Source organism: Amycolatopsis orientalis DSM 43388 (assembly GCF_000411975.1).
GTDB classification, from domain to species: domain Bacteria; phylum Actinomycetota; class Actinomycetes; order Mycobacteriales; family Pseudonocardiaceae; genus Amycolatopsis; species Amycolatopsis orientalis_D.
In genome coordinates, this window is sequence record NZ_ASXG01000086.1 from 48936 (window position 1) to 72463 (window position 23528).

At 69.7% G+C, this 23528-nt stretch carries 23 protein-coding genes; 10 read left to right on the forward strand and 13 right to left on the reverse strand.

All coding sequences use genetic code 11. The features are described from left to right. Window positions 1-28 precede the first annotated feature (28 nt). On the reverse strand, window positions 29-1807 hold the full coding sequence (locus L942_RS17320; RefSeq protein WP_081655105.1) for a multicopper oxidase family protein: 1779 nt from the start codon (window positions 1805-1807) through the stop codon (window positions 29-31). A 194-nt stretch (window positions 1808-2001) separates the two neighbouring features. On the opposite strand from L942_RS17320, the gene L942_RS17325 reads away from it, so the two are divergent. Then, window positions 2002-2796, forward strand: coding sequence for an HAD-IIA family hydrolase (locus L942_RS17325; protein WP_037361533.1), 795 nt, complete (start codon window positions 2002-2004; stop codon window positions 2794-2796). A 37-nt stretch (window positions 2797-2833) separates the two neighbouring features. Next, window positions 2834-3628: a metallophosphoesterase gene (locus L942_RS17330; protein ID WP_037361535.1), complete on the forward strand. Its 795-nt coding sequence runs from the start codon at window positions 2834-2836 to the stop codon at window positions 3626-3628. On the opposite strand, the gene L942_RS17335 is transcribed toward L942_RS17330, so the two are convergent. From L942_RS17335 to L942_RS17350, 4 genes are all read right to left on the reverse strand, one after another. Beyond that, complete coding sequence (locus L942_RS17335) at window positions 3625-4185, reverse strand: dihydrofolate reductase family protein (RefSeq protein ID WP_037361537.1); 561 nt, start codon at window positions 4183-4185, stop codon at window positions 3625-3627. The two genes, L942_RS17330 and L942_RS17335, sit on opposite strands and share 4 nt — an antisense overlap. Window positions 4186-4307: 122 nt before the next feature. Next, complete coding sequence (locus L942_RS17340; protein ID WP_037361539.1) at window positions 4308-4679, reverse strand: YccF domain-containing protein; 372 nt, start codon at window positions 4677-4679, stop codon at window positions 4308-4310. Further along, complete coding sequence (locus L942_RS17345) at window positions 4679-5443, reverse strand: PhzF family phenazine biosynthesis protein (protein WP_037361541.1); 765 nt, start codon at window positions 5441-5443, stop codon at window positions 4679-4681. The genes L942_RS17340 and L942_RS17345 overlap by 1 nt, the downstream gene beginning before the upstream one ends. Window positions 5444-5499: 56 nt before the next feature. Then, a complete protein-coding gene (locus L942_RS17350) occupies window positions 5500-6258 on the reverse strand; it encodes an ESX secretion-associated protein EspG (protein ID WP_106964927.1) in 759 nt (252 codons plus the stop codon). A 141-nt stretch (window positions 6259-6399) separates the two neighbouring features. Between L942_RS17350 and L942_RS17355 the strand changes: the two genes are divergently transcribed. Beyond that, complete coding sequence (locus L942_RS17355; RefSeq protein ID WP_037361543.1) at window positions 6400-8058, forward strand: AMP-binding protein; 1659 nt, start codon at window positions 6400-6402, stop codon at window positions 8056-8058. A gap of 52 nt (window positions 8059-8110) precedes the next feature. On the opposite strand, the gene L942_RS17360 is transcribed toward L942_RS17355, so the two are convergent. Both L942_RS17360 and L942_RS17365 read right to left on the reverse strand, forming a co-directional pair. Continuing rightward, window positions 8111-9082 carry a R2-like ligand-binding oxidase gene (locus tag L942_RS17360; RefSeq protein ID WP_037361545.1) on the reverse strand — a complete coding sequence of 324 codons (972 nt, stop codon included), beginning with the start codon at window positions 9080-9082 and terminating at the stop codon, window positions 8111-8113. Then, a complete protein-coding gene (locus L942_RS17365) occupies window positions 9079-9690 on the reverse strand; it encodes a TetR family transcriptional regulator (protein WP_037361547.1) in 612 nt (203 codons plus the stop codon). Before L942_RS17365 ends, L942_RS17360 begins: the two co-directional genes overlap by 4 nt. 109 nt (window positions 9691-9799) lie before the next feature. Here L942_RS17365 and L942_RS17370 point away from each other — a divergent pair, with 109 nt between their 5' ends. Next, on the forward strand, window positions 9800-10420 hold the full coding sequence (locus tag L942_RS17370; RefSeq protein ID WP_037361548.1) for an HAD family hydrolase: 621 nt from the start codon (window positions 9800-9802) through the stop codon (window positions 10418-10420). Between the two features lie 18 nt (window positions 10421-10438). Here L942_RS17370 and L942_RS17375 read toward each other — a convergent pair whose 3' ends face one another. Further along, window positions 10439-10666, reverse strand: coding sequence for a hypothetical protein (locus tag L942_RS17375; RefSeq protein ID WP_037361550.1), 228 nt, complete (start codon window positions 10664-10666; stop codon window positions 10439-10441). A gap of 130 nt (window positions 10667-10796) precedes the next feature. On the opposite strand from L942_RS17375, the gene L942_RS17380 reads away from it, so the two are divergent. Then, window positions 10797-11183, forward strand: coding sequence for a cold-shock protein (locus L942_RS17380; protein ID WP_037361552.1), 387 nt, complete (start codon window positions 10797-10799; stop codon window positions 11181-11183). Window positions 11184-11260: 77 nt separating this feature from the next. On the opposite strand, the gene L942_RS17385 is transcribed toward L942_RS17380, so the two are convergent. Genes L942_RS17385 through L942_RS17395 form a run of 3 tightly spaced genes read right to left on the reverse strand, consistent with a single transcriptional unit; the run spans window position 11261 to window position 14547 of the window. Beyond that, window positions 11261-11737 carry a DUF2771 family protein gene (locus tag L942_RS17385; protein ID WP_037361554.1) on the reverse strand — a complete coding sequence of 159 codons (477 nt, stop codon included), beginning with the start codon at window positions 11735-11737 and terminating at the stop codon, window positions 11261-11263. Between the two features lie 9 nt (window positions 11738-11746). Beyond that, a complete protein-coding gene (locus L942_RS17390; RefSeq protein ID WP_037361555.1) occupies window positions 11747-13735 on the reverse strand; it encodes an MFS transporter in 1989 nt (662 codons plus the stop codon). 38 nt (window positions 13736-13773) lie between these two features. Continuing rightward, complete coding sequence (locus L942_RS17395) at window positions 13774-14547, reverse strand: glutaminyl-peptide cyclotransferase (protein WP_037361557.1); 774 nt, start codon at window positions 14545-14547, stop codon at window positions 13774-13776. Window positions 14548-14598: 51 nt separating this feature from the next. Here L942_RS17395 and L942_RS42035 point away from each other — a divergent pair, with 51 nt between their 5' ends. Both L942_RS42035 and L942_RS17410 read left to right on the forward strand, forming a co-directional pair. Further along, a complete protein-coding gene (locus L942_RS42035) occupies window positions 14599-15795 on the forward strand; it encodes a DUF3027 domain-containing protein (protein ID WP_051166052.1) in 1197 nt (398 codons plus the stop codon). Then, window positions 15792-18584: a sacsin N-terminal ATP-binding-like domain-containing protein gene (locus L942_RS17410; protein ID WP_037361559.1), complete on the forward strand. Its 2793-nt coding sequence runs from the start codon at window positions 15792-15794 to the stop codon at window positions 18582-18584. Before L942_RS42035 ends, L942_RS17410 begins: the two co-directional genes overlap by 4 nt. Before the next feature lie 49 nt (window positions 18585-18633). Here the strand turns inward: L942_RS17410 and L942_RS17415 are convergent, their stop codons facing one another. Continuing rightward, window positions 18634-18861: a DUF2530 domain-containing protein gene (locus tag L942_RS17415; RefSeq protein ID WP_037361579.1), complete on the reverse strand. Its 228-nt coding sequence runs from the start codon at window positions 18859-18861 to the stop codon at window positions 18634-18636. An 83-nt stretch (window positions 18862-18944) separates the two neighbouring features. On the opposite strand from L942_RS17415, the gene L942_RS17420 reads away from it, so the two are divergent. The 3 genes from L942_RS17420 (at window position 18945) to L942_RS17430 (ending at window position 22301) form a co-directional block, all read left to right on the forward strand. Beyond that, window positions 18945-20408, forward strand: a complete 1464-nt coding sequence (locus tag L942_RS17420; RefSeq protein ID WP_037361560.1) for an NCS2 family permease — start codon at window positions 18945-18947, stop codon at window positions 20406-20408. Between the two features lie 43 nt (window positions 20409-20451). Next, on the forward strand, window positions 20452-20883 hold the full coding sequence (locus L942_RS17425) for a MarR family winged helix-turn-helix transcriptional regulator (protein WP_009083883.1): 432 nt from the start codon (window positions 20452-20454) through the stop codon (window positions 20881-20883). Between the two features lie 161 nt (window positions 20884-21044). Beyond that, window positions 21045-22301 (forward strand): MFS transporter, encoded by a 1257-nt coding sequence (locus L942_RS17430; RefSeq protein ID WP_037361562.1) that lies wholly within the window; start codon window positions 21045-21047, stop codon window positions 22299-22301. Window positions 22302-22579: 278 nt separating this feature from the next. On the opposite strand, the gene L942_RS17435 is transcribed toward L942_RS17430, so the two are convergent. Next, a complete protein-coding gene (locus tag L942_RS17435) occupies window positions 22580-23386 on the reverse strand; it encodes an arylamine N-acetyltransferase family protein (protein WP_037361564.1) in 807 nt (268 codons plus the stop codon). Window positions 23387-23528 lie beyond the last annotated feature (142 nt).

A 23528-nucleotide genomic window follows, 5' to 3' on the forward strand; every position in this document is an offset into this window, starting at 1 on the left:
CGACAGCGGTCCTTCACGGACGTCCGGGTCAGCCGTCGTGGTGGTGGCCGCCGCCCGGGTGGACGTGGAACTTCGCCACCTCGGGCGGGTGCACGACGAACGGCCGCATCATGCCCTCGTCCTCGTGGTCGAGGATGTGGCAGTGGTACATGAACTCGCCGGTGCCGCCGCTGAACTGGCCGGCGACGCCCACCCACTGCCCGGGGTTCACGATGATCGTGTCCTTCCAGCCCTCCTCGTACTTCTCCAGCGGGATCTCGGTGAAGCCGTCGATCGCCGTGGTCGTGCGCTCGGCGACCGGGTCGAACGTGGTGGTGAAGCCGCGCCGGAAGAGTGCCTGGAATTCGGTCAGGTGAATGTGGAACGGATGCGCGGGCCCGCCGTTCGCGACGTGCACGATGTTCCACACCGCCCACTTGCCGTGGTCGAGGAAGACGCCGGTCGTGTCGTCGAAGACCCGCCCGACCACGCGGAACGTCTTCAGCCCGCCCGCCGGATCCTTGAGCTGGATGACCCCCTTGCCGCCCGGATCGGCGTCGATCTGTTCGAGGTCCCACATCTCCGGGTGGCCGCTGGCGTTGAGCAGGAGCGCGACCCAGACGTGGTCGTGGTCCTCCGGCAGCGTCGAACCGTGCTTGATCCGGGCGTAGGACCTGGAGAGCTTTTCCGGCAGCTCGAACGGATCGGGCTTCTCGCGGCTGTCCACCCGGAACTCCATGACGTCCGGCTCGACCCCGCCGAGGCGCGGATCGGCGTTGCGCAGCTTGAGTTTCCGTCCCCGGAACCGGCTGAAGTCGACCAGCAGGTCGAAGCGCTCGGCGGGCGCGACGGTCAGCCCGCCGGACGGCAGCCGAGCGGGAGCGGGCAGCAACCCGCCGTCGGTGCCGATCAGCCGGACGGCGTCGTTGCGCGGCACGTTGTCCTCGTCGACGAGGTTCAGCGTGAAGAACCGTTCGTTGGCCGCGTTGAGCAGCCGGAAGCGGTACCACCGTGCGGGGACGTCGAGGTGCGGCCAGATCACGCCGTTGACCAGTGTGAACGGGCCGGAGAACGGGATCATCGGCCCGTTCGGCACATACGGGAACTTGTACAGCAGCTGCCCGGTGAGCGCTCCGGTCTCCGGGTCGGTGTCGAGGTTGCGATCGGCCAGGATCAGCGGCAGTTCGAGATCGCCGCCCGGCAGGCCGAGTTCGTCCTCCTCGTCGTCGCGGATCAGGTACATCCCGGCCAGGCCGGTGTGCACGGTGAACCGGGTGATCGCCATCGCGTGGTCGTGGTACCAGAGCGGCATCGCCTGCTGCCGGTTCGGGTACTCCGCGAGCTGCGAAGTGCCGCGTAGACCGGCGTTGTGCGCCCAGCCGTCGTTGCCCGCGTTGGTGCGGGCGCCGTGCAGGTGCACCACGGTCCAGGCGGGCAGGTCCGCGACGCCGTCGACGATCGAGTAGCCGGGCCGGTCGAGTTCGCGGCCGGGACGGCTGGTCGGCGCGTCGCCCACCGGGCCGGCGACGGCGACCAGCGGAAACTCGCCGGTTATTTCGTTCGACCACGAAATCCGCAGTTGTCTGCCGCTGCGCACTTCGATTGTCGGCCCCGGGAAATGTCCCGCATAGGTCCACAACGCAGTCGGCGGCAATTGCGAATGCAGTCGCTGCCTCTTCGGCACCATCGGAATGGTGATCATGTCCTGTTCCCGCCGCGGCGGCCGCAGCACCGGCGGGACCGGCAGCGGGTCAAGGAATTTGGTGAGCCCCCAGTTCGGCCCGGTGAGCGGGCCCGCGGCGGCCGGCCGGTCGACGATTTCCGTCATCAGTTGTTCCCCCTTCACTGGCAAGGGGCACGAAGAATTGCGCAACGGCGAATACGCCGGTGCTTACGGAAAAGATTCCCCCGAACCCCCTCGGTGGCCGGTCGCGCGACTCCCCGCGCGTTACCGGCAATTTCCACTGTAGCCCTTTTCGTCGTATGCCGCAGGCGTCTCGTGCGCGTGATAGGTTTTCGCGCATGAGCGAAGGCCGGTGGACGTATCTCTCCGACATGGACGGTGTGCTGGTCAGGGAGGAACACCTCGTCCCGGGCGCGGACGAGTTCCTCGCCGAACTGCGGAACAACGATATCGACTTTTTAGTGCTCACCAATAACTCGATCTACACGCCGCGCGACTTGCGGGCCCGGCTGCTGCGGACCGGACTGGACATCCCCGAGGAGTCGATCTGGACCTCGGCGCTGGCGACCGCGAAGTTCCTCGCGTCGCAGCGGCCGAACGGCTCGGCGTTCGTGATCGGCGAGGCCGGGCTCACCACGGCGCTGCACGAGGTCGGCTACGTGCTGACCGAAAGCGATCCGGACTACGTCGTGCTCGGCGAGACCCGCACGTACAGCTTCAGCGCGATCACGCGCGCGATCCGGCTGATCGAGGGCGGCGCGAAGTTCATCGCGACCAACCCGGACGCGACCGGGCCGAGCGTCGAGGGCTCGATGCCGGCCACCGGGTCCGTCGCGGCGCTGATCGAGCGGGCCACCGGCCGCTCGCCGTACTACGTCGGCAAGCCGAACCCGCTGATGATGCGGTCCGCGCTGCGCCGGCTGGGCGCGCATTCGGAGTCGACGCTCATGATCGGCGACCGGATGGACACCGACGTGCACTCCGGGATCGAGGCCGGGCTGCAGACGATCCTGGTGCTCACCGGCATCTCGAACGAGGAATCGGTGGAGAACTACCCGTACCGGCCGACGAAGGTGATCGGCTCGGTCGCCGACCTGATCGGGCGAACGCTCGACCCGTTCGGCGAAGGCTGACCGCCCACCGCCCGGGAGCAGGGCATATCGTCAAACGATGAGCGTCTATGTGGTGGGCGACGTCCACGGGCACCGCGACGCCCTGGTTGACGCGCTGCGCGCCGAGGGCCTGGTCGACAGCGACGGCAACTGGGCCGGCGTCGACGACCGGTTGTGGTTCCTCGGCGACTTCACCGACCGCGGCCCGGACGGCGTCGGGGTGATCGACCTCGTGCGGCAGTTGCAGGCGCAGGCCGCCGAGGCGGGCGGCTCGGTGCAGATGCTGCTCGGCAACCACGAGATCCTGCTCCTGGGCATGTACCACTTCGGCGACCGTCCGGTGCCGTCCGACTTCGGGCCGCGCAGTTTCGCGCGCAGCTGGGAGATCAACGGCGGCCTGCTCTCGGACCAGGACCGGCTCACTCCCGAGCACATCGAGTGGCTGACCGAACGCCCGCTGGTCGCGGTCGACGAGGACCACCTGCTGCTGCACTCGGACACCCTCGAGTACCTCGACTGGGGCGAGGACCTCGAGTCGATCAACGCCACCGCGCACGAGATCCTGTCCGGCAGCAACATCGAGGCCTGGTGGGACGTGTGGCGGCGGATGACCACCCGGTACGCCTTCCGCGGCCCGGACGGCGAGGAGAACGCCGACCGGCTGCTCGCCGCGCTCGGCGGGTCGCGGATCGTCCATGGGCACAGCGTCATCGCCGACCAGCTGGGCATCCACCCGACGCAGATCGAGGGCCCGTACCTCTACGCCGGCGGCAAAGCGCTGGGCATCGACGGCGGCCTGTTCGTCGGCGGGCCGTGTCTCGTGGTGAAGCTGCCCTTCGAGCCGGAGGACTAGTTCGCCGGGACGTACCGCAGTTCGAGGATCCCGGACGGGAACGCGGTGCTCTTGACCAGCCGCAGCCGCCGGGCCTCGGCGAGTTCCGGGAACAGCGCCGCGCCCTTGCCGGTGACCGCGGGGAGCACCCAGAGCCGGTACTCGTCGACGACGCCGAGCTTGATCAGCGAGTGCAGGAATTCGGTGCCGCCCGCGGCGACGAGGTCCTTGCCTGGCTCGGCCTTGAGCTTGGCGATCTCCTCCGCGAGGTCGCCGCTGGCGATCCGGGTCTCGGCCCAGTCCGCGGTGGCGAGGGTTCTGGAGAACACGACCTTGGGGATCTCGTTCATCGCCTTGGCTGACGGATGGTCGGCGGTGGGCCAGAAACCGGCCATGGCCTCGTAGGTGGTGCGGCCCATGAGGAAGGCCCCGGCCTCCCAGAGCTGGTCGACGAAGTATTTCTCCTGCTCGGGGTCGTCGATCGACATCAGCACGTCGCGGATGCCGTTGTCGGCGTCGGCGCTCTTGCCGTCGAGCGAGACGTAGAAACCGAGGATCAGCTTTCGGGTGTTTGTCATGCGGCACAGCCTGCTGCCGAATGCTCTAGTTGTCAAGACAAAATTATTTTTCGGTTGGACCCGCGAACTCGGGGCGAACCGGACGGCCGGTTCGCCCCAGGCGGGTCAAGCGCGGGCGGACCTCAGGCGTCCACGATCTCCTTGCCCAGCGGCATCAGCGAGATCGGGATCATCTTGAAGTTCGCCAGGCCCAGCGGGATGCCGATGATCGTGAGGCACTGCAGTGCCCCGGTGATCAGGTGGCCGATGCTCAGCCACAGTCCGGCCACGAGGAACCAGATCACGTTGCCGACGAACGAGCCGACCCCGGCCTCGCGCCGGTCGACGACCGTGCGGCCGAACGGCCACAGCGCGTAGTTCGCGATCCGGAACGACGCGATGCCGAACGGGATCGTGACGATCAGGACGCAGCAGACGACCCCGGCCAGCAGGTAGCCCAGCGCCATCCAGAAGCCGGCGAGCACGAGCCAGATCACGTTGAGGATCAGTCGCATCAGACGTACAACTCCCCGCTCACTACGGTGACGGCCTGGCCGCGCAGCAGCACGCGGTCGTCGCGGACTTCGGTGCGGACGGTTCCGCCTCGAGCGGAGAGCTGCTGTCCGACGAGGGTGGTTTTGCCCAGCCGCCGCGCCCAGTACGGGGCCAGCGAGCAGTGCGCGGAGCCGGTGACCGGGTCCTCGTCGACGCCTACACCGGGGCCGAAGAACCGGCTGACGAAGTCGTCGTCTTGGGCGGTGATGATCAGCCGTCCGGTCCACGTGGCGCGGAGAGCGTCGAGATCCGGCTCGGCGTCGCGGACCGCTTCGACGCTGTCGAGCACCGCGAACAGGTTCTCGCGCGCCCGGCCGGTGAACGTCGTCGGCTCCTTGAGGATGTGCGACAGGTCTTCGCCGGTTTCGACGGGCGGGTCGGCCGGGAAGTCCATCTCGATCCAGCCGTCGGCCTTGGTGCAGGTCAGCCGGCCGCTGAGGGTGTCGTACACCTGGTGCCCGCCAAGGACGTGCGTGACCGCGATGGTGGCGTGCCCGCAGAGCGAGACCTCGGCGGCCGGGGTGAACCAGCGGAGCGATTTCGCTCCCTCGCCGCGGTTGACCACGAACGCGGTCTCGGAGTGCTTCATCTCCGCCGCGACCTGCTGCATCCACTCGGCGTCCGCGGGCTGATCGAGCACGACGACGCCCGCCGGGTTGCCGGCGAAGGCCCGGTCGGTGAAGGCGTCGACGAGGTGGAATTCGTTCTGGGCACTCGGGTCCATGAAGCCGATCCTGCCGCGCCGGGCGGGCGGCGGCATCGGGGATTAGCCCTGAATTCTCAGCGCACGCCCTCTTCGATGGTCTCCACCAGCCATTTCCGCAGGTGCGTGCCCGTCGAAGGCGTGAAGTGCAGCCGGAACCCGCCGTCGGGCAACGGTTCCGAGAACGTCAGATACCGCCCGCCGTCGGTGTCCACGAACGTCGCCGTGGAGATCGGGCGGAGCGTGCCTTGCCGCGGCCGCAGCGAAAGCTCCACGGTTCCGTGCCGGTGCAGCGGCCACTGCGAGTACCCGGCCAGTGCGTCGCGGTCCCGCCGCGACGGCGCGGGCGCCTCGGCGTTGCGTTTCGGCGGCGGGCCCTGGGTGATCGCGACCGGGGGAACGGGCAGCGCGCGATAGGGCGGGAACATGCTCAGCACCAGGTCCACCAGCCGCTCCGGCCGGACCTGGCGGAAGCGGAGTCCGTCGTCGACCTGTTCCGAGAACACGCCGAGGCCCTCGCCGACGCACGCGCGGTACAGCACGGTCCCGGACGGCAGCTCGGCCGCGCGCACGATGATCAGCACGTCCGGCTTGGTCCAGGCGCGCAGGGTGGCTTCGACGTCCCGGTCGAGTTTCTCCGCGTCGGCGAGGCCGCGGGCACGCATCGCCGCCCACGCCTCGTCGGCCAGCCGGTGGTGCTCGGTCATCGTCGCGCCCGCGCTGCGGATCTCGAACGGATGCCACGACGCGGGCAATCCGGAGCGCCGCACCGCCACGTCGGTCTCGGTCCAGCCCAGGGAGAATTCCTCCGGCAACGTCCCAATCCCCTCGTGCACGAACAACCCGCACCGAGGGTAGCGGAACGCGCACGACGATCAGCCGCTCGTGCGAGCGCACCCCATAACTAGGGTGGCGGAAAGGTCCGAAATCGAGCTTAGACTCTCGTTCGTCGACGAAGACCGCCACGGGAGGCACCGATGCCTGACGCGCCCGCACTGCCGAGTTACGCCTCCGGGACGTCCAGCGTCCCCCTGCTCGGTGACACGATCGGGGACAATTTCGACCGCACGGTCGCCGCCTTCGGCGACCGGGACGCGCTCGTCGACCGCGAGGCGGGCACCCGCTGGACTTACCGCGAACTCGCCGCCGAGGTCGACACCCTCGCGCACGGGCTGCTGGCGGCCGGCATCGGCAAGGGCGACCGCGTCGGCATCTGGTCGCCGAACCGGGCGGAATGGACGTTTCTCCAGTACGCGACGGCGAAAATCGGCGCGATCCTGGTCAACATCAACCCGGCCTACCGGTCGCACGAACTGCAGTACGTGCTCAACCAGGCGGGCATCCGGATGCTCGTGGCCGCGGACAAGTTCAAGACGTCCGACTACGCCGCGATGATCGAGGAGGTCCGGCCGAACTGTCCCGGGCTGGAAGCGGTCGTGCTGCTCGGCACCTCGTCGTGGACCGAGCTGATGGAGTCCGGCCGCGGCGGCGACCCGGCGCGGCTCGCGCAGGCGCAGGCCGCGCTGTCCGCGGACGACCCGATCAACATCCAGTACACGAGCGGCACCACCGGATTCCCCAAGGGCGCGACGCTCAGCCACCACAACATCCTCAACAACGGCTATTTCGTCGGCGAGCTGTGCAATTACACCGAGCAGGACCGGGTCTGCATTCCGGTGCCCTTCTACCACTGCTTCGGCATGGTGATGGGCAATCTCGCGTGCACGAGCCACGGGGCGTGCATGGTCATCCCGGCCCCGGCGTTCGACCCGAAGGCCACGCTCGCCGCGGTCGCCGCCGAACGTTGCACGTCGCTGTACGGCGTGCCGACGATGTTCATCGCCGAGCTGAACCACCCCGAGTTCGAGACGTTCGACCTCGGCTCGCTGCGCACCGGCATCATGGCCGGTTCCCCGTGTCCGGTCGAGGTGATGAAGCAGGTCATCGAGCGGATGGGGATGACCGAGGTGTCCATTTGCTACGGCATGACCGAGACGTCGCCGGTGTCCACGCAGACCCGCGCCGACGATTCGGTGGAGCGCCGGGTGTCCACGGTCGGCCGGGTCGGCCCGCATCTGGAGTCCAAAGTGGTCGATCCGGAAACCGGGCTGACCGTCCCGCGCGGCACCCCGGGCGAACTGTGCACCCGCGGCTATTCGGTGATGCTCGGCTATTGGGAGGAGCCGGAAAAGACCGCCGAGGCGATCGACGCCGCGCGCTGGATGCACACCGGCGACCTCGCGATCATGGACGACGAGGGGTACCTCAACATCACCGGCCGGATCAAGGACATGGTGATCCGCGGCGGCGAGAACATCTACCCGCGCGAGATCGAGGAATTCCTCTACACCCACCCGGATGTGCTGGACGCGCAGGTGATCGGCGTGCCGGACGTCAAGTACGGCGAGGAATTGATGGCCTGGATCCGGATGCGCGAAGGCGCGGAGCCGCTGACCGCGGAATCGGTGCGCGAGTTCTGCCAGGGCAAACTGGCGCATTACAAGATCCCGCGCTACGTCCACGTGGTCGAGGAATTCCCGATGACGGTGACCGGGAAGGTGCGCAAGGTCGAAATGCGCGAGCAGTCGGTGACGTTGCTCGGGCTGGAACAGGCGGCCGCGCAGAAACACGCGTAAGCATCGTGAGTGTTGATGCCGGTTAGAACCGGCATCAACACTCACGAGGAGGTCAGGCGGAAGCGGCCGCGGCGGCTTCGGCGAGTGCCTTTTCGTCCTCCTCGCCGAAGGTGTCCTCGAGCTGCTCGGGCGAGTAGTCGAGGTCGATCTGCTCGACCGGCGTGCCCCGCGCGGATTCGATCGCGCCGAGGCGGCGCTGGGCGCGATCGGCGGCGTACTGGACCAATTCTTCGGGGTCGTTGTCGAACGGGACTTCCTCGAACTGGTCCTGCACCCACTGGATCATGCCGAGCGCGTGCGGCAGCAGTTCGCCCATCCGTTGCTGCACCGCGTCCCACAGCGAATCGTCCGCGGCGACGTGCCGGCGGCAGGTGAAGGTGCCCCACGCCATGTGCCGGCGTTCGTCGTCGCCGATGTGGCGCACCAATTCCTGCATCCCCGGCAGGATCTGGTGCTGGGTGCAGATCAGCTGCCACGAGTAGTACCCGGTGAGCGCGAGACTTCCTTCGATCACGTGGTTGTACGTCACGCTCGCGCGGATTTGGTTGAGCGGGCTGGGATCGTCCTCCAGCGCGCGCAGCGATCGCGGCAGTTCCTCGTAGAAAAGCTTGCGGTAATGCGGGTTTTCCGCGACGTAGGGGTGCAGGTCGTCGTCCAGCCCGACGGCGTCCATCCAGCGCCGGAAAACCTCGACGTGCTTGGCTTCCTCGAAACAGAACTGGGTCAGGTACATCTCGTCGCCGAACCGGCCGGTGGCCGACATCGCGCGCATGAACGGCTGGATGTCCTCGGTCACCGCCTCCTCGCCGGCGATGAACTGCGCGACGAGGTAAGTGGTCGAGCGTTGCTGTTCGGCCGTCAGGCTTTCCCAGCCCTCCCGTTCCTTGCTGAAATCGAGATCCGCCGGGTTCCAGAACTTCTTGTTGCCCTTCACGAACAGCCGCAACGGGAACGAGTCCCAGTTCAGGCCGCCCTTGCGCAGGGACGAGAATCCGCTGCGCAGCTCCGGAAGCGTCTCGGTCATGACTGGCCCTCTCGTTTCACTCCATTGTGGACGAATTGGTCGACGGCGGGGGCGAGCACCGCGAGGACCGACTCCGCGGCCTCGGATGCCGAATGCGTCGGCAGCACCAGGTGGCTGAGCGACAGCCGGACCACTGTTTCGGCGAGCAGCGCGGCGGATTCCGGGGTGAGCCGGGGCTCGAGTTCGAGGTATTGCCGCGCCGCGAGATCGGCCGCCGCGGTGAGGATCGGCTCGCCGCGCGAGGTCAGCAAGGGAAGCAGATCCTCGCCGGCCTCGGTGCCGAGCGCGGCCGCGATCAGCCGGTTCTCCCTGGCGTGCTCGATCGTGTAGACGACCGCGCCGCGGATGCCCGTGAGCAAACTCTCGGCGTCCTCGAACCGGCAGCGGATGCCGTCGAGGAATTCCGCCGCGACGCGCAGCGCGACGGCCTGGGTGAGCGCCGCCTTGCTGCCGAACTCGTTGTAGACCGTCTGCCTGCTGACCCCGGCTTTCGCGGCTACGTCGGCCATTCGGAGGCCCTGGTGGCCGCGGTCGGGGAGCAGGTCCGCGGCCGCGTCCAGCAGCGCCTCGCGAAGCGTCGCCTTGGTCCGCTCGGTGAAGCTGGTCACATCGCCAGCTTGACACAGGATTGATCTGTGTCAAGAAGCTTTACCTGGATGGTCCACGTGTACAGCGGTCCGGCGGGAATTGTCGGTACGGACGGCTACCGTGTCGGACGTGGGCATCACGGTGGGGTTCGACCTCGACATGACATTGATCGACCCGCGGCCGGGCATGGTCGCGGCGATGAACGCGCTGGGCAAGAAGTCCGGGCTGCCGTTCGACGGGGAGGCGTTCGCGTCGAACCTCGGGCCGCCGCTCGACCAGGCGCTGCGCGAGTTCGGCGCGCCGGAGGACCGGATCCCCGAGCTGATCTGGCAGTTCCGCGAGCTGTACCCGGAGACGGTCGTGCCGAGCACGGTCGCGCTGCCCGGCGCGGCCGAGGCGCTGCAGGCGGTCCGTGCGGCGGGCGGGCGGACGCTCGTGGTCACCGGGAAGTACGGGCCCAACGCGCAGATGCACCTCGACGCGCTGGGGCTGCGGGTCGACGCGCTGGTGGGCGAGCTGTGGTCCACGCAGAAGGCGGCGGCCCTGCTGGAACACGAGGCGCAGGCGTACGTCGGCGACCACCTGGGCGACGTGCGCGGCGCGCGGGCGGCCAACGCGAGGTCGGTGGCCGTGGCGACCGGGCCGTGCACCCGCGAGGAACTGGCCGCCGAGGGCGCGGACGTGGTGTTCGACTCGCTGGTCGAGTTCCCCGAGTGGTTTGCCGCGACGTTCGTGGAGACGGCGGCCTGATCCGGCGGCCGCCGCGGGTCAGCCGTGCTTTCCGGCGCGGGCTTCCTGGATCAGCGCGATGAGGCCGAGCAGCAGGCCGAGCGGGGTGATCACGCCGGCGGCCGCGCTGAGCCACACCGGCAGGTTCTCGAGCCCGGCGGCGAACATCACGAACACCGTCGCCACCGCGACCATGCCGATGGCGAACAGGCCGATGCCGAGCCGCATGAGGATCGGTTTGCCGGTCTGCTTCGGTGGGTTCTCCATGGGGTGAGAGTAACGGGACTATCCGCTTCTCCCCAGAGGCTGTGGCGAGATACGCTTATCGGACGCGCGCCTCGAGATCGCTCGGGGCGCGTTCGTCGTGACCTGCACAGCAGAAGGACTGGTGAGGGAAGTGCCGACCGGCAAGGTCAAGTGGTACGACGCGGAGAAGGGGTTCGGCTTCGTCACGCAAGACGGCGGGGCGGACGTCTACATCCGCAAGGCCGCGCTGCCCCACGGCGTGGAGGGCCTGAAAGCCGGGCAGCGGCTCGAGTTCGGCGTGGCCGACGGCAGGCGCGGACCGCAGGCGCTCTCCGTCCGGCTGCTGGACCCGCCGCCGTCGGTCGCCGAGGCGCGCCGCCGTCCCGCGGAGGAGCTGCACGGCCTCATCGAGGACATGATCAAGTTGCTGGAGCTGAGGGTCCAGCCGGATCTGCGGCGCAACCGGTACCCGGATCGCAAGAACACCAAGCAGATCGCGGAGATCATGCGCGCCGTCGCGCGCGACCTCGACCCGTGATCGAGCGCGCCTGAACAACGGCGAAGGGCTCCGTGCGGAATCTCCCCGCGCGGAGCCCTTCTCTGTGGTGCCCAGAATCAAGCAGGCTGTACCTGCAGCGACCACAGCGCCGTCGTGACCGCCTCCGCGTCGTTCGGGTCGCCGGTCCGGCTGATCACCGATGCCTGCGCGATCTCGACCACCACGATCTGGTCGTCCTTCGCGGGCGGGGTCGCGGTGTAGGCGTAGCGGTCGCGGGAGGTGATGATGTCCTCCTTGAGCGGCTGGGGCTCGCCCTTGCCGTTCACATACTGCACGGTGACCTTCCACGGCGTCTCGGCGATCTCCTTCGGCACCGAGATCTGCACCGGCCGGCCCGGCCGCACCTTGAGCTTCCCGGTCGCGCCCGGGTTGGCCGCGCAGACACCGGATTTGATGTCGCAGTTGCCGATCGGGGCGACGTTGATCGTGTGCCCGTCGGCATAGAAAGTCACCTCGGCCGGGCCCGGCGCGGAACAGCCGGCCACCGCGAAACCACCGGCCGCGAGCACGGCCACCACCCGGGAACGTCGCATGGCCCGAGATTACCGGCGGCCTCGCGCGGGCCCGGGAGCGGGGAAGCTGCCGGTCGGCTCCGGGCGCAATGGGCGATTGCCGCCGAGTCCGGGCAGGAGCGAGCCGCCGCGTCGCACCAGGAAGGTCTGCGCCAGGCCGACCGCCAGCAGGAGCGTGACGACCAGGAAGCCGATCCAGTACGTCGGCGGCAGCAGCAGCCCGACCGCGCCGCCGAGGCACCACGACAGCTGCAGCACCGTCTCCGAACGCCCGAACGCCGAGGCGCGCGACTGCTCGGGCAGGTCTTCCTGGATCACCGCGTCGAGGCTGATCTTCGCCAGCGCGCTGGCCGTCGCGCCGATCAGGCCGACGATCGCCGCCGTGGCGAGGCCGGGCAGCAGGGTCGCGATCAACGTCGTCACGACACACGCCGCGACGCAGCCCACGATCACCTGGTCCGCCGAACCGAAGTGCAGCCGCGAACCCAGCGCGTTGCCGATGAAGCCGCCGACGCCGGCCGCCGCGCCGATGATGCCCAGCAACAGCAGCTGCACGAACGGACTGTGCCCGGCGTGCTCGGTCTGCGCCTTCACCGCGAAAGCGGCGAACATCATCAGGAACCCGGTCAGCACGCGCACGGAACCGTTGCCCCACAAGGCAACGACGATGTGCCGCCCCATCGGCTGGCGGCGCCGCTTCTGCTTCGGCTCCGGCCGCGCGGACAACGACGTCGGGACCTCGCCCTCGGTCACCTCGACCCACGACGGGATCCGCATCGACTGCACGGCCGCGGCCACGCAGATCGCGGCGGTGAACCACAGCGCGCCCGAGGAGTTGGTGAGGCTGCTCACCCCGCTGGCCAGCGCGCCGAACACGCCGCCCGCGATCAGGCCGAACACGGTGATCCGCGCGTTGGTCTTCGACAGCGTGATCTCCGGCGGCACCACGCGCGGCGTGACCGCCGCCTTCAGCACGGTGAACGACTTCGACAGCACCATCATCCCGAGCGCGGCCGGGTACAGCAGCCAGTCGTCGAAGTGCAGCGCCATCACCACGGCCATCAGGCCCTGCCCGATCGACGACACGCACATCGCGAGCCGGCGGCCGCGCTGGATCCGGTCCAGCGCCGGGCCGATCACCGGCGCGACGAGCGCGAACGGCGCGATCGTGATCAGCAGGTACAGCGCGACCTTGCCCTTGCTCTCGCCGCTGGTCGCGGCGAAGAACAACGTGTTGGCCAGCGCGACCGCCATCGCGGCGTCGCTGGCGTAGTTCAGCATCACCGCGTACATCAGCGAGGTCAGGCCGGACTTGTCCGCGCCGTCCGCCTTGGTGGCGCGCTGGAACGCGCCGATCGCCTGTCCGCTCAGCTGACGGCTGCGCAGCGCGGCGACCCGGGTGACGGTGAGCTTCTTCGGCAGCTTCGGGATCGACCCGGCCCCGGGAGCCGCGGCGGTGCGCAGCTCTTCGTCCTCCTCGGGGACGACGCGCGGCTCGCCCGCGTAACCGCCGGTGTCGTAATGCTCGTAGCCGGCGCTGCCGGGACGGTCGTCATACGGCCGCGGGTGGACGGGCTCGGTGCGGTGCTCGCGCGGCGGGTACGGCCGGGCGCCTCGCGGCGGTGGTGGACGGTGCCCCAGCGGAGCCGCACCGGTGGGCGCTTCGTCGGCGGTCGGCGGGAACGGCGGCGCGTCGTCGTAGAACGCGCTGCGCGGGTAACCGCGCGGCGGACGCTGGTCGACGTGTTCGGTCCGCGGTTCGGCCGGGCGGCCGCGCGGCGGTTCGGGCGGAACGCGCTCCGGCCGGGCTCGCGGCGGTTCCGGCGCGTACTCCGGCGGAACCGGGTGAATTCGCTGGTCAACGGCCTGATCGACCCGGGTCGGCGGGACGTCGCGCCACGACCGGGCCTGCGCCGCGCCGGGCTCCGGCGTCCAGCGGCGCTTCTTCCGCCCGCGGCCTTTGCCCGACTGCCCGCCAAGGGGGCTGTCGGAACCGGAGCGCGAGCTGAAGAGGGCCACGGTTCAATCCTGCCTCATCGAGGTGCCGGGCCGCCCGCTCACGTGCCGGTTCGCTGATTTTCCGGGACGAACTTCACGCGGAACGACGACGGCCACAGCTTCCCGGTGAGGAGGAATTCGTCGGTGCCGGGGATCGCCGCGATGCCGTTCAGCACGTCCTCGCCGGGCCGGGCGGACGTGCGGAGCTTGCCGGCGTCGATCTTCGCGGTGATCCGTCCGGTGCTGGCGTCGATGCGCAGGATGGTGTCGGTCTGCCAGACGTTCGCGTAGACGGTGTCGCCGACGCACTCCAGTTCGTTCAGCTGGTCTTGGCCGACTTCGACGGATCCGGTGGCCGCAAACGTTTGCGGATCACGGAAGGTGAGCTTCGACGACCCGTTGCTCATCACCAGCCGCCCGTTGGTCTGGTGACACAGTCCCCACCCCTCGCCGTCGTAACGCACCCGGCGCAGCTCGGCGAGCGTCTGGGAGTCGCGTTCGATGGCGATCCCGTCGCGCCAGGTCAGCTGCCACAGCTTCGGCCCGAGCACTGTGATGCCCTCGGCGAACAGCGGCGACGGCACCGCCACCTGCTTGGCCGGCGCGCCGCCGGCCGGGCCCGCGGTGAGCGCGGACTTGCCTTCGAGCCCGCGGCTCTCGTAGAGCGTCGTGCCGGAGTACTCGAGCCCCTCGGTGAAGGCCGTCGAGTCGTGCGGCAGTGTCCCGAGCACCTGGACGGTGAGCTGTTCGGGCTGGGCGGGCGTGGCCTGGGTGCCCGCGCATCCGCCGAGCAGGGCGGCGGCCACCAGGGGCCAGACGATCCGGGTTCGCACGAGGAACAGCCTGGCACGGGCGGCGCGGATGCGTGCGGCACAATTGGGGGTATGACGCTGCTGTTGACCCTGGACGACGGCTCTCTCCACCGGAAGCTCGCGGACGCTGTCGAGGTCGCGCGGGAGGCCGTGCTGGAGGAAGCACCCGCTGACCAGGTCGGCGAGCACGTCGGAGTGGAACGCGAGGACGCGGTGTCCGCGAGCCACCTCTTCGAAGCCGCGGTGCCCGGCTACCGAGGCTGGCGCTGGTCGGTCACCGTCGCGGTGGCCGGGCCGGACGAGCCGGTCACGGTGAGCGAGCTGGTGCTGCAGCCGGGTCCGGAGGCCCTGGTCGCGCCCGCCTGGGTGCCGTGGGAACAGCGGGTGCGGGCGGGCGACCTCGGGGTCGGCGACCTGTTCCCCGCGGACAAGGACGACCCGCGCCTGTCGCCCGCGTACTTGCAGTCGGACGACCCGGCCGTCGAGGAGACGGCGCTCGAGGTCGGTCTGGGCCGGGTTCAGGTGCTTTCGCGCTACGGCAGGCTGGACGCGGCCGCCCGCTGGCACGGCGGCGAGTTCGGTCCGCGTTCGGACATGGCCCGCAGCGCCCCCGCGACCTGCGGGACCTGCGGATTCTTCGTGCCGCTGGCAGGATCGCTGCGCGGCTCCTTCGGCGCCTGCGCGAACGACATCGCGCCCGCGGACGGGCACGTCGTGGACGTGGCGTACGGGTGCGGGGCGCATTCGGAGGTGCGGGTCGAGGTGACCTCCTCGGTCCCGGTCGCGGAGCTGGTGTACGACGATTCGCTGATCGACTTCACCCCGGTTCCGGAGGCGGATCCGGAACCGGTCGTCGCGGCGGACCCGGCAGTGGTGGAAGAAGCGGCGGCCGCGGCGGCGGAGGAGACTGCCGAGGCGGCGGTGGTGGAGCCGGAAGCGGCCGTGGAGGTGGCGGTCGAGGAGGCTGCCGAGGCGGCGGTGGTGGAGCCGGAAGCGGCCGTGGAGGTGGCGGTCGAGGAGGCTGCCGAGGCGGCGGTGGTGGAGCCGGAGGCTGCCGCGTCGGAAGAGGCCGAGCCGGTCGCGGCTGAGGACGTCGTTGAAGCTTCGGCGGCAGGCACGGCCGCGGACGTCGTCGTCGAGGCGGCTGCCCCCGCGCCGGCCGAAGAGGAGCCAGCGGCGGACGCGGCCGCCGAGCACGACGAAACGCCGGGGCACGAGGACTCCGCGCAGCAGCCGGGCGACTCCGACGGGAGCGATGTCCTCCGGTGAACGAAGTCGCCGGGGGAGCGGCTGATCCTTTCGGGACGGTCCGGCTGCGGGAGGCGGCGCTGCGCGCCTGGCGCGATTCGCCCACCCGCTTCACCGAGGACACCAACTCCGAACGCGACCTGCGGGTCGGCGCTTACCGCGATCGGCTGTTCGTCGAGCTGGCCCAGAACGCCGCCGACGCCGCGCAGCTCGCGGGCGAACCGGGGCGGATCCGCGCGTCTATTGTGGACGGTGAGCTGCGGTTCGCCAATACCGGCGCGCCATTGGACACCCGGGGCGTCGAATCGCTGGCGTCGCTGCGGGCGTCGGCGAAGCAAGGAACCGTCGGCCGGTTCGGGGTCGGGTTCGCGGCCGTGCTGACCGTCACCGACGAGCCGCGCGTGGTTTCCACTACGGGCGGGGTCGCGTTTTCCGCGCAGCGCACGCGCGAGGAATCCGGCCGGGACGGCGATGTTCCGGTGCTGCGCCTGCCGTTTCCCAGCACGGAACGGCCGGCCGAGGGATTCACCACCGAAGTGCGGTTGCCGCTGCGGGAGTCCGCGGACGGACTCCTCGACCGCCTGGCGAACGAGATCGAAGACCTCCTGCTGGCGCTGCCGTGGCTCGCGGAGGCCGAAGTGGACGGTCGCAAGTGGACTCGAAGCGGCGGCGAGATCGTTGAGATCACTTCCCCGACCGGGAAACGGCGGTGGCTGAAGCGCGGCGTCTGGGCGGTCCCGGTCGATGCCAAAGGGGTCCCGCAGCCGCTCGAGGAGGATGTGCTGCACGCACCAACGCCGACCGACGACGGCCTTTCGCTCCCGGCGCGGTTGATCGCCGAGGTGCCGCTGGAACCGTCTCGTCGCCGAGTGCTTCCGGGTGCGGAACTCACTCGTGCGCTGGAGAAAGCGGCGAGTGAGTACGTCGAACTGGTCCGGGCGGTCGACGCCGAGTACCGGCCGACCCTGGTCCCTGCCGCGGGGTTCCCGCAGTCCACTGTGGACGCACAGCTGAAAGACCTCGTGTACGCCGCGCTCACGCGGGAACCTTGGCTGGCCACAGTGGACGGTCAGGAAGTCTCCGGGCAGCAGGCGCGGGTGCTCGACCTCGACGGGCTGGCTCCGCTGCTGGCCGATGTCATTCCCGGCCTGGTGCGGGCGGATCCGCGGTTGCTCAAGCCGGTGTCCGCGCACCTCCTCGACATCGGTGACGTCCTCGAGGTGCTGACTGGGATCGACCGCGAACCCGCCTGGTGGCAAAAGCTGTACGCGGAGCTGGCGGTCGCCGTCGAAAGTCACGCGCTCAGCGCGAATCAGCTCGACGGCCTGCCGGTTCCGTTGTCGGACGGACGGACGTTGCCGGGCGTCAAGGGTGCGCTGCTAGTGGACGGCAGCAGCGAGCTCCGCGAGCTGCTGTCCGATGTGGACGTTCCTGGGCTCCGGCTGGTGCACCCGGCGGCGGCGCACCAACTGCTGGAACTGTTGGGGGCCAAGCACGCGGACGCGCGGCAGCTGCTCGAATCGGAGCAACTGCGGTACGCAGTGGAGCACAGCGTCGCCGACGTTCAGTCCGGTTTGGACGGAATGAGCCTCGCCGGCGCGGTGCTCCGGCTGGTCGCGGATTGCGGCGACCAGGCTCCGGAGTGGATCGGCGCGTTGGCGCTGCCCGCGGAGGACGGCTGGCGGCGTGCGGACGAACTGGTGCTGCCGACGTCGCCGTTGCTGGACGTGATCGACCCCGAGGTGTTCGAACCCGGCGGCGCGCTTTCCGTGCTGGACGAGGAATTCGCGGAGGACTGGCCGACCGGAACCCTCGTCGCGGCGAAGGTGCTCGACTCGTTCGCGGTCGTGCTGGACGAGGACCCGCACGAACCCGACCACTACCTCCCGGACGAAGAGCAGTGGTGGGATTCGTTCGAGCAGCCGCCGACGACCGTCGTGTCCATCCGGGACCTCGACCTCGTCGCGGACGACGCCTGGCCGGATGCGCTCCGCCTGATCGCGTCGCGTCCGGAAACGTGGCCGGCACTCCACAGCCCGGACGGCCACGCGGGCTGGTGGCTCGCGCGATACGCCCTGCTGGCCGGGGAAGCGCCCGGCTCCTGGCGGCTGGCTTCGGCGACCGCGCTGGCCGGTCTGTACGACCCGGTGCCGGACTTGGAGTTGAGCGACGACCTGCTCCGCGCGGTCGGCGTCCGGACCGGACTGGACCTGGAGACCGCGGAAGACGTCACCGACCTGCTCGACCGCCTCGGCGACCCGCGGCGCACGCCGACGCCCGGCCTGGTGGCCCGCGCGCACGCGGCGCTGGTCGCCGCGCCCATCGACATCTCCGACGTGGACGCCCCCGCCCGAGTCCGTGCGGCGGACGGAAGCGTCGTCGAGGACGCCGTGGTCCTGGACGTGCCGTGGGTCGCCGCGGCGCTCGAACCGGCGAAGCTCATCGTCGCTCCGGCGGAACCCGAACGGCTGGCGGAACTCCTCGACGTCCCGTTGGCGAGCAGCCTGAAGGCCGAAATCGAGAGCACCGGCGAGTACGTCGCGTGGGCCGACCTGCCCGCCCTCGCGCTCGCCGCGGACCAGCTGGGCATCGCCTTGCCGGACGGCGGGGTGCTGCTGCACGACCCGCTCACCGTGCGGGTGGAGGGCGAGGCAGCGGAGGTGCCGTGGTGGTCGGACGGTCGACTGCACGCGGCGGACACATCCGAGGGGTTGGCGCGCGCGTTCGCCTGGGCGAGCGACCGCTGGGCGGAGCGCTATCGGATCACCGCGTTGCTGGAAGATCCCGCGCCGCGCACCCTGCTGAACTGACGTCGTGCGTGGCAACGCCGGTTAGAACCGGCTTCGCCACCCACGACCGCTAGAGCCGCTGCGCCGACTTCGACCCGCGTCGAGCCGCCGCGCGCTGCCAGAAGATGATCCCGAATCCGATGAACCCGAGCGCGATCCCGGCGATACACGTCTGTAACCACACGCCCCCGCTCGTGAAGAAGAGCACCACGAGCGCGACAAGCCAGAGCGCAGTACCTACGATCACCACCGGCGTCAGGTCGGTGAGCCGCTTCGGCAGGTCCGGCGTGTGCCGCAAGGCGGCCGGAGCGTCCGGGGCACTGGTCGGTTCGTCCACGACGCAGAGCTTACCCGGACGGAAACAGCGAGACAGGCGGGGAAATGGCGGAGCAGCGCGAACGGGCCGGGTCCACACTGGACCGATTCTTCCGGATCAGCGAACGCGGGTCGAGCACCGGGCGGGAGATTCGCGGCGGCGTGGTCACGTTCGTGACGATGGCCTACATCGTCGTCCTCAACCCGCTGATCATCGGCAGTTTCGCCGCCGACACCCCGTCCGCGCACAAGGACGTGCTCGGCCACATCCTTCCGGTGCCGCAGGTCGCGGCGGTGACCGCGCTGGTCGCCGGCGTGCTGACGATCCTGATGGGTCTCGTCGCGAACTATCCGTTCGGCATCGCGACCGGGCTCGGCATCAACAGCCTGCTCGCGGTCACCATCGCGCCGCAGATGAGCTGGCCGGAGGCGATGGGCCTGGTGGTCATCGAGGGCGTGATCATCGTCCTGCTCGTGCTCACCGGCTTCCGCACCGCGGTGTTCCGCGCCGTGCCGCCCGCGCTGAAATCGGCGATCGCGGTCGGCATCGGGCTCTTCATCTGCCTGATCGGACTGGTTGACGCTGGGTTCGTGCGCCGGCTGCCGGACGACGCGCACACCACGGTGCCGGTCGGGCTCGGCATCGGCGGTTCCATCGCGTCGTGGCCGACCGCGGTGTTCGTCGTCGGGCTGCTGCTCACCTCGGTTCTCGTGGCCAAGCGCGTCAAGGGCGCGATCCTGATCGGCGTGCTCGGCTCGACGGTGCTCGCGATCGTGGTCGAGGCGATCGTGAAGGCCGGACCGTCCAACGGCACCAACCCCAAGGGCTGGAACCTCGGCTACCCGGCACTGCCGAAGAAGGTCGTCGGCCTGCCCGACCTGTCGCTGGTTGGCGACGTGTCGTTCGGCGCGTGGACCCGGCTGCCGATCATCACCGTGGTGCTGCTCGTCTTCACCCTTGTGCTCGCGGACTTCTTCGACGCGATGGGCACGATGACCGGTCTCGGCAAGGAAGCGGGCCTGGTCGGCAAGGACGGGCAGCTGCCGAACGTCGGCAAGGCGCTGTTCGTCGAGGGCCTCGCGGGCGCGGCCGGCGGGTTCGGCTCGGCCAGTTCGAACACGGTGTTCGTGGAATCCGCGTCCGGCATCGCGGAGGGCGCGCGGACCGGCCTGGCGAACGTCGTGACCGGCGTGCTGTTCCTCGCCGCGATGTTCCTGACCCCGCTGTACCAGGTCGTGCCGGTCGAGGCGGCCGCTCCGGCGCTGGTCGTGGTCGGCGCGCTGATGATGGCGCAGGTCCGCGACATCGACTTCGCCGACTTCAAGATCGCGCTGCCCGCGTTCCTGACCATCGTGGTCATGCCGTTCACCTACTCGATCGCCAACGGCATCGGCGCCGGATTCGTCAGCTACGTCGTGATCCAGGCGGTCACCGGCAAGGCCCGGAAGGTGCACCCGCTGATGTGGGTGATCGCGGTGGCGTTCGTCGCCTACTTCGCCGTCGGGCCGATCCAGGCCGCGCTCAGCTGACCTGCGTAGACCGGCGCCGCAGGTCGTGAGGTATGCTAACTATATGTCCGGCGACCCGCACGAGCGTTCCCTGGCGAGCCGCTTGCGGCTCGCGGTGGTGCGGCTCAATCGCAGGCTCCGGGCGCAGCGGGTGGCTGACGACGTGTCGCTCACGCAGATCGCGGCGTTGTCCACCCTGCACAAGTGCGGCCCGCTGACCCCCGGTCAGCTCGCCGCCAAGGAAGGCGTCCAGCCGCCCTCGATGACGAGGGTCATCGCCGCGCTCGAGGAGATGGGATTCGTCGAGCGCCGGCCGCACCCGACCGACGGCCGCCAGGCCATCGTCGAGCTGTCCGACGACGGGCTCGCGTTCGTGCGCAAGGCCATCTCGGTGCGGGAGGCGTGGCTGGACCGGCAACTGGCCGAACTCGGCGAGGAAGAGCTCGAAGTGCTCTCCCGCGCCGCGGAGATCATCGACAGGATGGCGGGGAACTAGCACAGGTGACGACCACGGGTAGCGAAACAGGATGTCCGGCCCAATCCACTGCTACCCGGGATACGGCACCGCCGCCGTCCAGTTCCGCTCCACCCGGCCCCGGTTCCGCCCCGGCCGGGAAATCGTCTTCCGAACCGGAACCCGCCAAGACCCGGCGCACGATGTTCTCGTCGCTGCGCGTGCGGAACTACCGGCTGTTCTTCAGCGGCCAGGTCATCTCGAACATCGGCACCTGGATGCAGCGCATCGCCCAGGACTGGCTGGTGTTCACGCTGTCCGGCAACAACCCGGTGGCGCTCGGCGTCGCGGTCGCTCTGCAGTTCATCCCGACGCTGCTGCTGTCGCTGTGGGCGGGCGTGCTCGCCGACCGCGTCGACAAGCGCCGGATGCTGATGCTCATCCAATCGGTGAACTGCCTGCAGGCCGTGCTGCTCGGCGTGCTCGACCTGACCGGCGTCGCCCAGCTCTGGCACGTCTACCTGCTGTGCGTGATGCTCGGGACGACCTCGGCGATCGAGGTGCCGACGCGGCAGTCGTTCGTCGCCGAGATGGTCGGCCGGGACCAGGTGGCGAACGCGGTCGCGCTCAACTCGTCGATCTTCAACATGGCCCGCATCGTCGGACCGGCCATCGCCGGGTTCGCGATCACCTGGGTCGGCACCGGCTGGCTGTTCATCGCGAACGCGGTGAGCACGGTCGCGGTGATCACCGGGCTCGCGCTGATGAATCCGGCGAAGCTGTTCCGCGGCCCGGCGATCCCGCGCGCCAAGGGCCAGCTGATGGAGGGCCTGCGCTACGTGCGCGGGCGGCCGGACCTGGTGACCGTCATGGTGCTGATGTTCTTCGTCAGCACGTTCGGCATCACCTACTTCACCTCGCTGCCGATCGTCGCCGCGAACGTCTTCCACACCCAAGCCGACGGGTACGGCCTGCTGTCGACGCTCGTCGCGGTCGGCACCTTCACCGGTGCGCTGGCGTCCGCCCGGCGCGGGGTGAAGAGCCGTCCGCGGGTGCGGCTGATGCTGGTGTCGGCGGCGCTGCTCGGGGCGTTCGAGTTCGGCACCGCGTTCATGCCGACGTACCTGGCGTTCGGGATCGGGCTGATCCCGCTCGGGTTCGCCACGATCACCTTCCTGAACACGGCGAACGCGCTGGTGCAGACGTCCGTGTCGCCGGAGATGCGCGGCCGCGTGATGGGCATCTACGTGCTCGTGCTGATCGGCGGCAACCCGATCGGCGGGCCGATGACCGGCTGGATGGCCGACGCGTTCGGCGGCCGGTCGCCGTTCTACATCGGCGGCGCGATTTCGGCGGTCGCGGCGGTCGTGTGCGCGGTGGTGCTGATCCGGCGCGGCGGTGTCCGGGTGCCCCAACGGCTGGGCAACGGTCTGCGGATCCTGTCCCGGGAACGGGTCTGACCTGCGGAAGTGGTTGCCGGAAGCGGCCACGGCAGCCGAAAGTTGTCACTCGGGCGGGTGAGACTGAGGTCTCCGCGGGGAGGGCCTTGCCCGCGTTGGTGAGGTTAGGCTAACCTCATACATGTCCGCTTCGTGGTGGGAGCGGCAGTCAGTTCGGGAACGGACAGAGCCCCGCAACCTGGGAACCCCGGGATGCGGGGCTCTGTTCATGGTCAGGGGCCGAAGCGGATTCGGCAAGGGCGTTCAGGTCGTGAGCGGGGATGCCGGGGGCTGACCGCTCACGACGTGGCCAATGCGTCGCCAGAGGTCCCGAGCGGGTGCTCGCCCGGACGCATCGGCAGGCGGCGCAACCGCATCCCGAAATACACGTGGTAGGCCATCCGCACGGCTTCGTCGTTCGGCAGCAGCACCTCGTGCCGCACGCCGTCCACCGTTTCGATCAGCCGGTCGCCGGACAGCGTCACCCGGCCCTGGGCGGTCGGGCGCGAGCACGTCAGGTTCTGCGTGAAGTGCGACTGCGGCGACGTCGCCTGCCACCAGGCCATCGGGCCGAAGTCCGACAGCTGCCGGGGGCGGCGCTCCAAGCGGTACTCGGGCTTGCCGTCACGCAGGACGTCCACGTCGCCGTACGGAGCGTCCAGGAGCAGGAAGTCGCCCTCCGGGTCGCTCTGCGGCTCGACCGCGGACAGCGCCAGCGGTTGCCGGCTGAATGTGCCGAAGCCGACGTCGACCAGATACTGGTCGTCCTCGAACTGGACGATGATGGCGGCGTGGTCCAGCGGCGGGCCGGGCACGCCAGCGTCGTTGAAGACGCGGGCCGCGTGCAGGGTCGCGGCGAAGCCCAGCTCTCGCAGCAGGGCAGCGAAAAGACCGTTCAGCTCGTAGCAGAAGCCGCCGCGACGGCGGCGCACGAGCTTGTCGAAGAGCGCTTCTTCAGTGAGTTCGATGGGTTCCCCGAGGTGCACGCTCAGGTTTTCGAACGGGACGTGCATCAGGTGCCGCTCCTGCAGCAGGCGCAGCGCGGCCAGGTCGGCCGCGGGAGGCACCGGCAGGTCCAGGCGAGCGAGGTAGGCGTCGACGTCCATGGGTTCCACTCTCACACCTCCAGTGCGCTCCAGGTCAAGCGAAATACGGGGCCCGGCCGTTTTCCGGCCGGGCCCCGCGGCTCAGCTGAGCAGGAGGCCGTTGCCGCCGGCGACGGCGTTGTCGAAGCGCTTGCTGATCTCG